The organism is Mucilaginibacter sp. P1_A3, assembly GCF_056406855.1.
This window is the reverse complement of sequence record NZ_JBFTZJ010000002.1, coordinates 63,055-77,123: the sequence shown is the minus strand read 5'-3', so window position 1 is coordinate 77,123 and position 14,069 is coordinate 63,055. Positions and strand designations below refer to the sequence as shown.

14 protein-coding genes are annotated in these 14,069 nt (G+C 39.2%); 12 read left to right on the top strand and 2 right to left on the bottom strand.

Going from position 1 to position 14,069, the window contains the following annotated elements; all coding sequences use genetic code 11:
* Positions 1-15: 15 nt before the first annotated feature.
* From AC1D0K_RS04615 to AC1D0K_RS04590, 6 genes are all read left to right on the top strand, one after another.
* Positions 16-549 (top strand): RNA methyltransferase, encoded by a 534-nt coding sequence (locus AC1D0K_RS04615; protein ID WP_477395491.1) that lies wholly within the window; start codon positions 16-18, stop codon positions 547-549.
* Positions 550-634: 85 nt separating this feature from the next.
* The gene (locus AC1D0K_RS04610) at positions 635-1,309 is read left to right on the top strand and encodes a YdeI/OmpD-associated family protein (protein WP_477463004.1); all 675 of its coding nucleotides are present in this window, start codon (positions 635-637) and stop codon (positions 1,307-1,309) included.
* A 136-nt stretch (positions 1,310-1,445) separates the two neighbouring features.
* Complete coding sequence (locus tag AC1D0K_RS04605; protein ID WP_477395465.1) at positions 1,446-1,790, top strand: ArsR/SmtB family transcription factor; 345 nt, start codon at positions 1,446-1,448, stop codon at positions 1,788-1,790.
* Positions 1,787-2,209 carry an SRPBCC family protein gene (locus AC1D0K_RS04600; RefSeq protein WP_477395463.1) on the top strand — a complete coding sequence of 141 codons (423 nt, stop codon included), beginning with the start codon at positions 1,787-1,789 and terminating at the stop codon, positions 2,207-2,209. The genes AC1D0K_RS04605 and AC1D0K_RS04600 overlap by 4 nt, the downstream gene beginning before the upstream one ends.
* Positions 2,210-2,394: 185 nt before the next feature.
* Positions 2,395-2,967: a Crp/Fnr family transcriptional regulator gene (locus AC1D0K_RS04595; RefSeq protein ID WP_477395461.1), complete on the top strand. Its 573-nt coding sequence runs from the start codon at positions 2,395-2,397 to the stop codon at positions 2,965-2,967.
* An 81-nt stretch (positions 2,968-3,048) separates the two neighbouring features.
* Entirely contained in the window at positions 3,049-3,486 is a 438-nt protein-coding gene (locus AC1D0K_RS04590; RefSeq protein WP_477395459.1) for a carboxymuconolactone decarboxylase family protein, read from the top strand.
* 254 nt (positions 3,487-3,740) lie between these two features.
* Here the strand turns inward: AC1D0K_RS04590 and AC1D0K_RS04585 are convergent, their stop codons facing one another.
* A complete protein-coding gene (locus tag AC1D0K_RS04585) occupies positions 3,741-6,311 on the bottom strand; it encodes a phosphoenolpyruvate carboxylase (RefSeq protein ID WP_477395457.1) in 2,571 nt (856 codons plus the stop codon).
* A gap of 297 nt (positions 6,312-6,608) precedes the next feature.
* Between AC1D0K_RS04585 and AC1D0K_RS04580 the strand changes: the two genes are divergently transcribed.
* The 6 genes from AC1D0K_RS04580 (at position 6,609) to AC1D0K_RS04555 (ending at position 13,433) form a co-directional block, all read left to right on the top strand.
* The gene (locus tag AC1D0K_RS04580; RefSeq protein WP_477395455.1) at positions 6,609-8,753 is read left to right on the top strand and encodes an FUSC family membrane protein; all 2,145 of its coding nucleotides are present in this window, start codon (positions 6,609-6,611) and stop codon (positions 8,751-8,753) included.
* Between the two features lie 90 nt (positions 8,754-8,843).
* Positions 8,844-9,794 (top strand): aldo/keto reductase, encoded by a 951-nt coding sequence (locus AC1D0K_RS04575; RefSeq protein WP_477395453.1) that lies wholly within the window; start codon positions 8,844-8,846, stop codon positions 9,792-9,794.
* 257 nt (positions 9,795-10,051) lie between these two features.
* Complete coding sequence (locus AC1D0K_RS04570; protein ID WP_477395451.1) at positions 10,052-11,815, top strand: ATP-binding protein; 1,764 nt, start codon at positions 10,052-10,054, stop codon at positions 11,813-11,815.
* Positions 11,816-11,904: 89 nt separating this feature from the next.
* Positions 11,905-12,780: an AraC family transcriptional regulator gene (locus tag AC1D0K_RS04565; protein WP_477443227.1), complete on the top strand. Its 876-nt coding sequence runs from the start codon at positions 11,905-11,907 to the stop codon at positions 12,778-12,780.
* A 14-nt stretch (positions 12,781-12,794) separates the two neighbouring features.
* Entirely contained in the window at positions 12,795-13,202 is a 408-nt protein-coding gene (locus AC1D0K_RS04560; RefSeq protein WP_295716185.1) for a DUF983 domain-containing protein, read from the top strand.
* 81 nt (positions 13,203-13,283) lie between these two features.
* A complete protein-coding gene (locus tag AC1D0K_RS04555; RefSeq protein WP_477395446.1) occupies positions 13,284-13,433 on the top strand; it encodes a hypothetical protein in 150 nt (49 codons plus the stop codon).
* A gap of 107 nt (positions 13,434-13,540) precedes the next feature.
* Here the strand turns inward: AC1D0K_RS04555 and AC1D0K_RS04550 are convergent, their stop codons facing one another.
* Positions 13,541-13,876, bottom strand: coding sequence for a hypothetical protein (locus AC1D0K_RS04550; RefSeq protein WP_477395444.1), 336 nt, complete (start codon positions 13,874-13,876; stop codon positions 13,541-13,543).
* Positions 13,877-14,069: the final 193 nt, after the last annotated feature.

Below are 14,069 nucleotides of genomic sequence, written 5' to 3'. Positions count from 1 at the left end.
AAATAAACTATGGAGATTCGCAAATTAAAGTTAGATGAGCTGAACCGGGCTTCTGTTGAGGAATTTAAGGAACAGGACAAGCTACCGGTTACCGTTGTATTAGATAATGTGCGCAGCATGCACAATATAGGCTCTATCTTTCGTACCTCTGATGGTTTCGCGGTTGAGCAGGTTTGCCTTTGTGGCATCACTGCTCAACCTCCTCATCGTGAAATTGAGAAAACAGCCCTTGGTGCCACCCAATCTGTAAACTGGACCTATTTCGAAACGCCATTACAAGCTGTTGAACAATTACGGCTTGACGGATACCAGATCATTGCTGTTGAGCAAGCTAAAAACAGTATCATGCTCAATGAATTTAATCCCGATGCTACTAAAAAATATGCACTTGTATTTGGCAACGAAGTAAACGGCGTAAGCGATGAAGTGATGCAAAATATTGATGCGTGTATCGAGATTCCTCAGTTTGGTACTAAACACTCATTCAACATTGTGGTTTCGGCTGGCATTGTACTTTGGGATTTCTTTGCGAAGCTGGCTATAAAATAGTCGGGGGTGATTTACTTGCAATGTGTACCCACTTCTCATCTGCCGCGTAGTTAATTTATTTTGTAAATTAGCTACTCCAATTGTAATGACCAATAACCCAATGAACGCCCTCGCAAAAAAATTGCAAATAAAACCTGATTCCCGGTGGCTGCTTCAAAATGCACCGGCAAATTACCCGGATAGTTTATCACCTTTACCAGACGGTGCCGAGGTTGTTTTTAACACTGCCGGCGAATTTAACGGGATACAATTATTTGTTAAAAGCAGTGCCGAACTGGCATCAGAACTGAAAGTGGTTTTTCCGTTATTAAATAATAACACCATTTTTTGGATCATTTATCCTAAAAAAAGCTCTGGCATAAAAACAGACCTCGAGATGATGGGCAGTTGGGATGAACCAACTAAATATGGATGGGGTCCGGTTGCTGCTGCAGCAATTGATGAAACATGGACGGCTTTGCGTTTCAGGCCTGAGGGACAATCGAAAATTTCTGAAGGGCGAAATGAAAGCATCCGGAATAATGAATACAGTGAGTTTATTGATGTCGATAAAAAAGCAGTAACACTCCCCCCTAATGTTAAGAGTGCACTTGAGCAACAGCCTGCCGCCCTGGCCTGGTTTCAGCAACTCTCCTATAGCAATAAAAAAGAATATGTATTGTGGATATTAACCGCCAAACAGGAAAAAACGCGTGAAGAACGTTTAGCTAAGATGGTGACCATGTTACTGAATAACAAGAAAAACCCTTCGGATAAATAAGTACCATAACTTTATTCTGACGCAAGTAACCCCGGGCCATTGAAATGACCTGAGGTTATTTTTCATTTCGCTATTGCGTAACCAAAAGGTTTCATATATATTTGTAACCATAAGGTTTCATATAGCCATTATTACCATGCACCGAGACGTTTTTAAAGCCATTGCCGACCCCACCCGAAGGGAAATCATCAACCTGTTAGCGCACCAAAGTATGAACCTTAATACAGTGGCAGATAATTTTAATATGAGCCGCCCCGCTGTATCCAAGCACATCAAGATTCTTACAGAGTGTGGTTTATTGGTTATTAAGCAGCAGGGCCGCGAACGGTTTTGCAAAGCCGATTTAAAACAACTTAAAGAAGTAACCGATTGGGCCGAACAGTATAGCCGGTTCTGGACACAAAAACTTGATGCCCTGGATATATTCCTCACCAAAGAACAAAACACAGACATTATAAATCCTAAAAATGAAAAATTATGAGCACACAACCTTTTGAAATTGAACGCACTTACAACGCACCGGTGAGCAAAGTTTGGGAAGCCATTACCGACAGGGATAAAATGCAGGAATGGTATTTTAACATTGCCGAATTTAAACCGGAAGTAGACTTCGAGTTTGAGTTCACAGCAGGTGACGACAATGTTAAATATCGCCACCTGTGCAGGGTAACCCAAGTTGTTGAAGGCAGTAAAATTGCCTATACCTGGCGCTATGATGGTCGCGAAGGCGATTCGGAAGTTACATGGGAGTTGTTCCCCGAAGGTGAAGGCACCCGCCTTAAACTCACCCATACAGGCCTGGAAACCTTCCCTCAAACAGATGCATTCAAAAAAGAAAATTTTGTTGCCGGCTGGACACATATAACAGGCATATCATTGAAGGATTACCTCGAAAAATAATTTGACAGGATCACAGGAAAGGCTTACGAAGTTTTGAAAACTTCGTAAGCCTGAGATTCTGCAACTTTTCATCCATAGATATTAAGTAATCTCCGGCTTACAACGTAGCTTTGCTATACAACCTGTGCAGCTTGAGTATAAAACATTCTTGAATAAAACTCCAACTGCTTTTAAGCACCATCTATATGCACTCCAAACTTACTGATCATATTAAAAAATTCATCGAACTTACTGAAGCCGATGAGCAATTGATCAATTCGGCTGTGGTAGTGAAAACCGTTAAGAAAAAAGCTTTTCTGCTACAACCGGATCATATTTGTAAGGAACTTTATTTTGTAAGTAATGGCTGTTTACGCCTCTATTTTATCAACAAAAAATTAAACGAGCAGATAACCCAATTTGCGATCGAAAACTGGTGGCTTACTGACTATGTAAGTTTGGATAGTGGTAGCCCATCATTTTATTATATCCAGGCCATTGAAAATACTGAGGTTATCAGCATAACAAAAAGCAAACTCGAAGAGCTTTTTATTGCAGTGCCTAAATTGGAACGTTATTTCAGAATAGTACAGCAACGGGCATTTGCCGCAGCCCAAACCCGTATTAAATATATCTACAGTATGAGCGATGAAGAAACATACTGGCATTTTAATAGTTTGTTCCCGGCTTTTATGCAGCGGATACCTCAATACATGCTGGCATCATATCTTGGTTTTACTCCACAGTTTATGAGCAAAATAAGGGCGAAAAAAGGTTAGCGCACTTCTGTTTTATTAATCTTGATTCATTTTTTGACGCCTGTTTTGATACTACTTTTGATGTATCAAAACAACATAAAAATGAAAACAAGAGTAAATATCGGTAAAACCGACCCGGAGGCCTACAAAATATTATTAAACCTTGATCAATATATCGCCAAAAGCACTGTAAGTAAAACTCACCGCGAATTGATCAAAATCCGGGCATCTCAAATAAATGGCTGTGCTTTTTGTATAGATATGCATACCAAAGACGCCCGTAAAGCCGGTGAAACCGAACAACGTATTTATGCGCTTAATGCCTGGAGAGAAACACCATTTTTTACCGAAGAAGAGAGAGCAATACTGGCCTTAACAGAAGAGGTTACATTGATACAAAACCATGTTGCTGACGCTACCTATGAAGCCGTAGCCAAAGTTTTACCTGAAGCCTATATTGCACAAGTGATACTGGCCATCATAGCTATTAACGCATGGAACAGGCTTGCTATTTCCACAGGGATGCAACCGGCGTTGTAAATAAATTATCGTCAGTTTCTTTTGCAAAAAAACTTTTGTCATCTTGAACGTAGTGAAAGATCTATTATTCACCATGCTTCTTCGCCCTGTAAAGTCTGCGAATAAATCCTTCACTACGTTCAGGATGACAAACCTTTTAAAACATCATTTCTGCGGCAGAGTGTTGAATCCCTCCGCAATATCTTTTTTTTTGTTTTTTTTCTACTCGCTTTTTTAAGCCCTCTCCTTTGGAGAGGGCTGGGCGAGATTTCTGCTTACGCCAAATTTCTACCGGCATTTACAATACCATAAACCGTACGAATTACCAGCTTATCATAAATATCCACCAACTCACTATCTTTACTGTTGTTTAAGCATTGCAGGGCATAATGCTGAATAATAACCAATGGCAGTACTATCTTTTCGCGAATGGCGATAGAACGGCGCTCAACAGGGTATTCTTCCATTAAAACAGTAGAGCCTGTTAGTTCTAACAGCATTTCACGGGTTAGTTCAAACTCATCTTTCAGCATTTTCCAAAAATCCCCAAATGTTTCATCTTTTTCAAGATAGGCGGTAACCCTGAAATCTGATTTTGACATAGACATCATGCAATTATCCAGCATGGTTTTAAAGAAACCAGATGTTTGATATAGTTCCTGGATTTCGTGCCAGTTACCTCCATCCTTCATCTTTTTAAGCGCTGTACCTACACCGTAAAAGCCAGGAATGCTTTGCTTAAGCTGGCTCCATGAGGTTACAAAGCTAATGGCACGCAAATCTTCCAGCTTCAATGGCGCGCCGGCGTTACGTTTGGTTGGGCGGCTACTGATATTAATCCTGGACAATAGTTTAAGCGGACTAAATTTCTCCAGGTACTCCACAAACAAAGGATGAGCGCGCAAAGCCATAAATAGCTTATAACTTTCGTCTGCCATTTCTGATATCAGGGATTTGTGCCTGCTATCCAATAAATCATTACGATTAGGATGCAAGGCCGATATAACTCCCGCATTAACCAATTGCTCCATGTTAAACCTCGCTGTCTCAATTGATCCGTATTGCGAGCTTACGGTTTGCCCCTGTATGGTGAGCTGAATATGATCATTAGCTATTTCATTACCCATTGAAGCGTAAAAGCGATGTGTTTTACCTCCGCCGCGTGCCGGTGGGCCTCCCCTGCCATCAAAAAACGCAAGGCTTACTCCATACTTACGGGCTATGGTTGTTAGCTCAACTTTAGCTTTATAAATGCTCCAGTTAGCCATCAGATATCCTCCATCCTTGGTGCTATCAGAAAAACCGAGCATGATAGTTTGCCTGTTTCCGCGCATTTTTAAATGCTGGGCATAATATGGATGAGTATATAGCTGCTCCATGATCTCGCCTGCGCGTGTCAGATCGTTCACAGTCTCAAACAGCGGCATAAAGTCAACAGTAAGACTATCTTTTTCCCATCCGCTCCATAAAAATAAATCTATAAGTTGTAAAATATCTGATGCCTGCTGGCAGTTGCTAATGATAAAGCGCTGGCAGGCCTTTTCGCCATTGCTCTGCTGAATTTGTTTCATCAGCCTTATCGTATCCAGCGTGTCACGGGTCATGTCATCAGCATCGGCCGGGCATTTGTAATCAACCTCGTTAAAAGTAAGCTTGCTCAGTTTTTCGCCTTCATCAAATTTATTATAACCTTTAATAACGCCTGTTTCTGCCTGTTCAGTCACAAAATCAAAAACACTGCGCAATACACGGCTATCTTGTCTTATATCCAAAGTGGCAAAATAACAACCGAATAAACGTACCTTTTGCATCAAATCTTCTACCACATCAACAAACAAGCTATCGTGATCTGTAATGATGGTTTGTTTAATGGATTGAAGTAAGCTCAATAGCTCGGCCTGCAAATTTTTAGGGTCATTTTGCTCATTGGCATTTTTGTAAATCAGCTTTTCAAGCTTAGCCATAGGTTTTTCAACACCTCGGAAAGTAATACGGCGTTTAAGCGTTCTAAAATCGCGGTAATAGCACCTAAACAGGCGCTGCCTTAAATAACTGGCAACAGCTTTGGTAGTTTCAGTAGTTACATTAGGATTTCCGTCCCTGTCGCCACCTGGCCAAAAACCCATTTCAAGCAGCTGATTGCTGGCATCAATATCAAACTCATCTTCGAGTTTTGATTGAATACCCGATACGGCATGGTAAAATATATTTTCCAGAAACCACGATAAGCTGATGGCTTCATCAACAGGCGTAGGTGATGTTTTGTTAAAAAATGGTGTTTTGCCCAATTGCTGTAACAACACATCAATAGTATTAATATCGTTAACCTTTACAGCCTCTATAAGGTCGGTCATGATACCCAGCACCGTGCCAGGGTAAAACTGGGTTGGATGCGCGGTAAGCACCAGTCTTAACGAAAAGTCTTTTAACTTTTCGCTGATGTTTTTACGGGTTTCATCACTTATGGCAGCTTGTTGCAGCAGGCTTTGCAAAGTTCCGGTATCATCAAACTTACCTATTTTATTAAAAGAAGAATCTTCAATAGCATCAAACAACACAACCTGGCGCTCAATGTATTGTATAAAACGAAACATCCTGTTTATCTGCTCGCGGTGATCAATATCCGGAACGTACTTCTTAAAAAAGGTTTCAATAATATCCGTAGGTGATGCGTTCATTACAGCCCCCTTTTCGCAATGTGAGCTAAAAAAAGGCAACAAAATTCCTGTATCCTTTACCTGGTAAAAAGGAAGCGTTTGGAATAAACTGTTATACAACTCAAAACGGGTTACAACTTCATGATTAAAAGTTGTTTCTCTTTGACTGAGTTTTAAAGTTAACGACATAGTACAAATAAGTTGAAGGTTAAAATTGATGGGCAATGGGCAGCGCACAATACCGGGGGTGAATTTAAATATCTAAAATTAAATTTCAGCAAAAAGTGAGTAATTTATAACAGTTATTCGTTATTAATGCCATATTTATTAAAATACACCCAAAAGATTTAATTTTTGTAAATTTGAAAACCTTTTTTGGCGCAAAAAAAGCGTTAAATGAAATGGAGTAGCTCATTGCTAAAAATTTGCAATGAACCATGTAAACATCATAGCTTTATCTCCGTATAATAAAAACAATTGCAATTAATGAAACTTAATACCCGGGAGATCAACAGCTTCTTTTATAGTCAGTATTTTTCTGATGGTTTGCGCATCTCTGCTGGAATATTACTGCCATCCCTGGTGTTATTGGAGTTTGGCATGTTTGATCTTGGACTAACATTATCACTGGGCGCGCTTTGTATTTGCGTAATAGATAATCCGGGGCCGCTTACACATAAGCGTAATGCTATGGCTATTGGTAATTTGTGCCTGTTTATTGTTGCAGTTACCACGGGATTTGCGCGGTTAAATGTTTTTACACTGGGTTTGGAGATCACCCTTTTCTCATTCTTGTTCAGCATCTTTATAATTTACGGAAACCGGGCCGCATCTATTGGCACATCCTCTTTACTCATTATGATATTTATGATGGATAAGGCCCTTGCTCCATCAGAAGTGCTTATGTATAGTGGCACAATATTACTGGGAGGGATATGGTATATGTTATTCAGTCTCATATTTTTCGGGATCAGGCCTTACCGTGCGGCACAACAAACCCTTGGCGAAAACGTGGCTGATATAGCTAAATTTTTACGCATAAAAGCTGAGTTTTATAATACGGATAGCAACATAGATGAAAATTACCGTAAACTGGTATCGCAGCAGATACAGGTAAGCCAGCACCAGGATGCCGTGCGCGAGCTATTATTCAAAAGCAGGGTGATGGTACGGGAATCAACCGGAGCAGGGCGCATCCTGGTACTCACGTTTGTTGATCTTGTGGATATGTTTGAGCAAATAATGGCCACCCATTATGATTACAATGAAATCCGCGAAAAATTTGGAGATACCGGTGTTTTGAACGAAATAGCCCGCATTGTACATCATATGGCCGATGAACTTGATGATATCGCCTATATCGTACTTTCCAACACCCGGCACCGCCATGTAATGGATTTCAACATAGAACTGGAGAAGCTGAAGTTAAAGATTGATTCAATTGGTAAAGATCAACAGGAAACCAGCAACCTGGTATTAAAAAAAATCCTGATCAATCTCCGTAACTTAAGCGAAGGCATTAACAATATCTACAATTATTATAACGCCAAAAATGCCTTAAAATCAACCGAAATAAAAGGCGAAATAGAATACTCCCAGTTTGTAACCCACCAGGATTATGCACCACACATTTTTTGGGACAATTTAACTTTAGCTTCTGGCGCGTTTAAGCATGCACTTAGGGTGGCCCTGGTTTGTTTGGTGGGCTTTATTACTGCCAAAACTATAGCACAGGGACATCATAGCTATTGGGTATTACTAACTATCATCGTGATTCTAAAACCCGGTTTCAGCCTATCCAAGCAGCGTAATTACCAAAGGCTGATAGGCACCATTGGCGGAGGCGTTATCGGAATATTGATATTAAGCTTTATACCCAATACTATTGCTCAATTTATTTTCCTGATGATTTTTATGGTAGGTGCTTATAGTTTTCAGCGGCTTAACTATGTGGTAAGTGTAATTTTCATGACACCATATGTGCTCATCCTATTCAAATTTTTAGGAGTAGGATTACTCAATGTAGCCCAGGAGCGTATATTAGATACTGTCATCGGATCCTCTATCGCGTTTATTGCCAGTTACCTGATATTTCCAACCTGGGAGTTTGAGATGATAGAGGAAACCCTGCGCGAGGTTGTGGTAGCCAATATCAATTACCTCATTGCCATAGCCGAAAGTATTTCAGACAAAGTTGTTGGCACTACGGCCTACAAGCTTGCGCGTAAAGATGTCTATGTAAAATCGGCCAACTTATCAGCCACGTTTGAGCGGATGACATCCGAACCTAAAAGTAAGCAGCGCAATGTTAAGGAAGTACACAAGTTTGTGGTACTTAATCATATCCTGTCATCATATATTACAACCATTGCCGTAGGCCTGATAAAAAATAATCACCGGCAACATCCGGAGGCTTTAAAGCTCATTAAAAAAAATATAGCTGTATTAAACGAAACCAATAAAAAACTCCACGGACAAAGTATTGAGTTTAATATTGGCAAAGCAAACTCAGGAGCCGAACTTGAAAAGCCGGTGCTTACCGCTGACGAAAGTTTATTAAAAGAGCAGTTGGGTTTTATAAATAAGATAAGCTATGATATAGCCAGGGTTACCGATAATATTTTGAAGTAAATTTATTACCTGATTATTATACCTGCCTGACAAACAATTTACGCTTCGCATGCCTTTTATCATCAAATTAGTTTTTTAATAAATTATATTATGGAACAGCGCGAATTAGGCACATCGGGAATAAAAACCGCGCCTTTGGTTTTTGGGGGAAATGTTTTTGGATGGACAGTTAAGGGTAACGATACGGCTTTATTACTGGATGCATTTTTAGATGCAGGTTTTAATACCGTTGATACAGCCGACGTATACTCTAAATGGTCACCAGGCAATAAAGGAGGCGAATCTGAAACAGAAATTGGCAAATGGCTTAAACTAAGTGGCAAACGCGATAAAGTGATTATTGCAACTAAAGTTGGCGCCGAACTGGCGGCCGATAAAAAAGGGCTAAAAAAAGATTATATAATAAAAGCAGTTGAAGATTCTTTAACCAGGCTGCAAACCGATTATATTGACCTTTATCAATCACATTATGACGATGCTACAACGCCGGTTGAAGAAACTCTTAGAGCCTTTGACCAGCTAATAAAAGATGGCAAAGTACGGGCTATAGGAGCATCTAATTTTTCTGTTGAACGGTTACATGAATCGCTCAAGGTGAGCCGTGAAAAAGGACTGGCCAGCTACCAGAGCCTGCAACCAGAATATAACCTGTTTGACAGGGAAAAATACGAAACCACCCTTGAACCCTTTATCAAAGAACAAAGCATAGGTGTTATCAGCTATTTTTCATTAGCCAGTGGCTTTTTAAGCGGCAAATACCGCTCCGCGGCTGATTTAGAAGGTAGTAGTCGTTCTTCTCTGGTAAAAAAATACTTAACCGAAAGAGGGATGCGTATTTTAAAGGTTTTAGATGAAGTATCGGCACAATATAACACCAAACCCGCGGCCGTTGCTTTAGCCTGGTTGATTGCCCGGCCAACAATAACAGCTCCAATTGTGAGCGCCACAACCGTATCTCAGTTAAAAGACCTCGCCCAGGCGGCTACCTTACAACTCAGTACAGAAACAATTGACGTGCTAACCAGCGCGAGCGCATATTGATATTTCTTCTTAATACAGTATGTTTTAACCGGGCATGCTGTATTAATTACTCCCTTCAGTTTAAAGCTTAACTTTTAATGAGTTAATTACTTAATAAATTATCCCCGCCAAATAATTTAATTATTAAACAATTCCTTGTTGTTAATTTACCTGTTTAAATATTTAAATTATTTTTCCTCAAAAAATTTCCATTAATTACCCTATCCTTTTAGTTGTTTTTTGCGTAATAGTACTCTATAATTAATTTTTTAACTTAAATGGAAAAGCTAAAACAAATCATCGGTTATGGCGATTCTCGTTTGTCTCTTGAGAATAAACTTTTTAACGCTCTTACTTTATTCATTTGCTTCAATAATGTTATATCGCTTGCAATAAATATTATATTAGGATTTGGCCTGGGTTTAATCCTGGCAAATCTTTTTGTACTTTCATTTTCGGCCTTTGCTTATTACCAAAGCAGGTTTAAAGGCTATAAAGAAAACCTTGTATATGTTTATATAGGCCTGGGTATAGCTTCAATTTTCCCGGGCTGGTTTTATAATGGAGGCATACACGGATCAACTACCCAAATTGGTATTTTTTTAATTGTGCTGATAACGTTACTGGTAAAGCAGCGATACCATTATATATTTATATGTATACTGGCCGGTGTATTTATCAGCTGTTATATGCTGGAAAAGGCACATCCGCAATGGATTTCAGCAGCCTCGGATGAATCATCAAACCAATTTGATCTCATATCATCGGCCGTTATAAACATTGTATTGGTAGGCCTGCTCATTGGATTCATCAAAAAAAGCCATGAAGCTGATAAGCGCGACCTTATTCACAAAAGCGAAGAGTTGCAAACATCACAGGTTGCTCTTCAAGCTTCAAAAGAAGAAGCCGAAGCCGCTACATTTGCCAAATCGAACTTTTTGGCTAACATGAGCCATGAGATACGCACCCCGCTCAACGGAATCATCGGCGCTTCACAATTACTGTCACGATCTGCTTTAATGCCAGATCAGCAGGAACTTCTACAAACCCTGCAGGCAAGCGGTAATCTGCTTATTAATATCATTAGCGATATTCTGGATATTTCTAAAATAGAGGCCGATAAATTGATCCTCTCGCCGGTTACCACTAATATCAGGCATTGTGTTAAAACAGTTGTTGATATCAGTCAGCCCGGCATTACCAATCAGCACAAACCCATTGTGCTTAGCTATATAGTTGATGATAACGTAGCTCAATTTGTTAAAGTAGATGAAGGACGTTTACAGCAAATTTTAGTTAACCTGATAGGCAACGCCATCAAATTTACTGATGAAGGAGCGGTTACCGTAACCGTAAAAGGATCCGAAGTAAAAGATGGCCTCCAGGATATCAGCTTCCACATAAAGGATGATGGCATCGGCATCAGCCAGGAATCGTTAACACAGTTGTTTAAACCATTTACACAGGTAAACACAACCGCTCTGCGCAAATATGGCGGTACAGGCCTTGGTCTGTCCATTTGTAAAAAACTGGTTGAATTGATGAATGGTAAAATATGGGCCATTAGCAAAGAGGCGCAAGGATCTGTATTTATTTTTAATTTGCCATTACAGGTAACCAATGGAGAGGTAGTTACTGAACCCAAAACAGAAGATAAAAAAACGTTTCTGTACCGCCCTCTAAGGATTCTTTTGGCCGAGGATAACAAAATGAATCAGCTTATTGCAAGTAAGATATTTAAAAAAGTTGGGTACAATATTGATATTGCCGAAAACGGATTGGATGCCATCAGGATGAATGATGATCAGCTATATGACCTTATATTCATGGATATCCAGATGCCCGAAATGGATGGGTTACAGGCAACCAGGAACATCCTTAAAAAGCATGGAATGAGCGCTCCGCCTATTATAGCGATGACTGCTAACGTTTTAAGCGAGGATGAAAATGAGTGTACCATGGCCGGCATGAAAGATTTTGTGAGTAAACCATTCACATTTGAAAGATTGGAAAATGTTATCCAAAAGTGGACTAAAGCTTAAATAGCTAAAAACTAAAAATCAGTAAATAATACCATTCAAAATAACAATAGTACCATTCAAAACGATGGCATTGTTTGTAATTTTGATACATGATACAAAGCATCCCGGTATATGATATTTGCTCGTTATCTGACGTAAGGCAGGATGACTTGCTGGCAAGCCGTTTTGCCCCCTATCTCGACTCGCACAAGAACCTGTTCTTCCCGCATCGTCATTCTTTTTATCATCTTGTACTGTTTACTGATGGTAGCGGATCACATAGCATCGATTTTGAAAATTTTGAAGTAAAACCCCGTCAAATTTATTTTATGATACCGGGACAGGTGCATTCCTGGAATTTTGATGGTTTTACCGACGGCTATATCATTAATTTTTCCGAATCGTTTATCCAGTCATTCGTGTTGCAGCCTGGCTATCTAACCAACTTTTCATTCTTCAACGGAAGTTTGAAAGACGCGGTGATCGATCTGCCGGAAGATAGCTACGGTGTAGTTAAATCGCTGTTTGAGAATATACTTTCAGAGATCATAAAACCCGCCCTTTCGGGCAGCGATATGGTGAGATTGCTCATGCTCGAGATATTTATCCATATCAACAGGTTGAATGTACAACAGGATACCACAGGTAAATTAACCTATAATCAAACCCTGCTCAAAAACTATAATAAATTAATTGAGCAGCACTACACCAATATTAAATTACCAAAAGACTACGCCGAATTATTATATATCACCCCAAACCACCTTAACGCGGTTTGTAAAGATTTAGTGGGACTGTCGGCGGGAGAATTGATCCGTAACCGTACTTTGTTAGAAGCTAAAAGATTGTTAACCAATCCACAGCTCAGCATTAGTGATATAGCGTTTAAACTAAACTTCAGCGACAATTCCTACTTCACCAAGTTTTTTAAAAAAATGGAGAATATTACTCCCGAGGAATTCCGCAAACAGATATTGAAAAATTAATAATTAATATGATCATGGAAAATACTAAAAAATATGAGTTAGCTGCCTGGCCTGCAATAGTACATGCCAAATGTCCACGTTGCCGCCGGGGCGATTTATTCAGCACCAGCATGTATAGCTTTAAAGGGCAGGCAATGCATAAAACCTGTTCACATTGTGGCTTAACCTATGAGCGGGAACCGGGTTATTTTTATGTAGCTATGTTTGTGAGCTATGCCCTAAATGTTGCCGAGATGGTTACCATTGCTGTCGCCATTCATGTATTAACCGGCAGCAGCAACCCGTGGTTGTATTGTGGTATCATATTAAGCGTTGCTGTATTGTTATCTCCGTTTAATTTTAGGTATTCAAGGGTTGTATTGCTTCATTGGCTTACCCCCGGTTTACATTATCATCCCGAAATGAGTAAGGATAAAATATAAACGCAAACGGTTAAACCATGTTTACTGCTTTCTGTCAAAATTGCAAAGATTCACATTTACCGATCATCAATTTTTTGAACAATGAAAGCTAAATTAAACACCATAAAAAACGACCTGTACAAAGTATTTATATTGGGTAATGCCGACAATGTACAATTAGCCAAAGCATACTTTTTATTAGCTATACCGCTTTTAACAGCACTTTTCACTTTGGGCCATTTTAATTATTAATTGCCCCGGCGAACATTTAACTCCTTAAAACAAGACAGCCGTTACACTTCTGTAATGGCTGCTTGCAACTGTTTCCCTAACTAAATTAAACTAACTATTAACTAAACTTATTTGAATTTTTTAAGTGCACCGAAATAATTAAGGGCTATTTGAACGTTGTTTACATAAACAAACTTTTGGTAAGCAAAATCCATTGCGTTATCCTGTATTAAACTTGTGTATAAAGGGTTACTACCTTTTGAATTGTTAACTTTAAAAGCAAATGCATCACTATTGGTAATCGAGATTGTGGAATCATCTTTCGATTCAACATTATTGGACTCAGGGGCAGGAAATTCATCTATTTGGGATTTACCTGGAGCGTCTGAAGCAAATAAATTGGCACAGGCAACCAATATGAGTGATGTAAAAACAAAAAACAAAAAATGGTAAAATAGCTTCATAGCGGTAGGATATTAATGTAGACTTAGGTATCAAATAAATGTTATATCAAAGATAAGGTTTGATAAATAAATAACATATAGTGATTACACTGAAATGCGCACGTATTTTTACGCAATCTTTAAGAAAACAGGCTTTAATTGAGATTATTTATAGAAAAACAGAATGAAGATTAAAGTTATTGTAACATATATA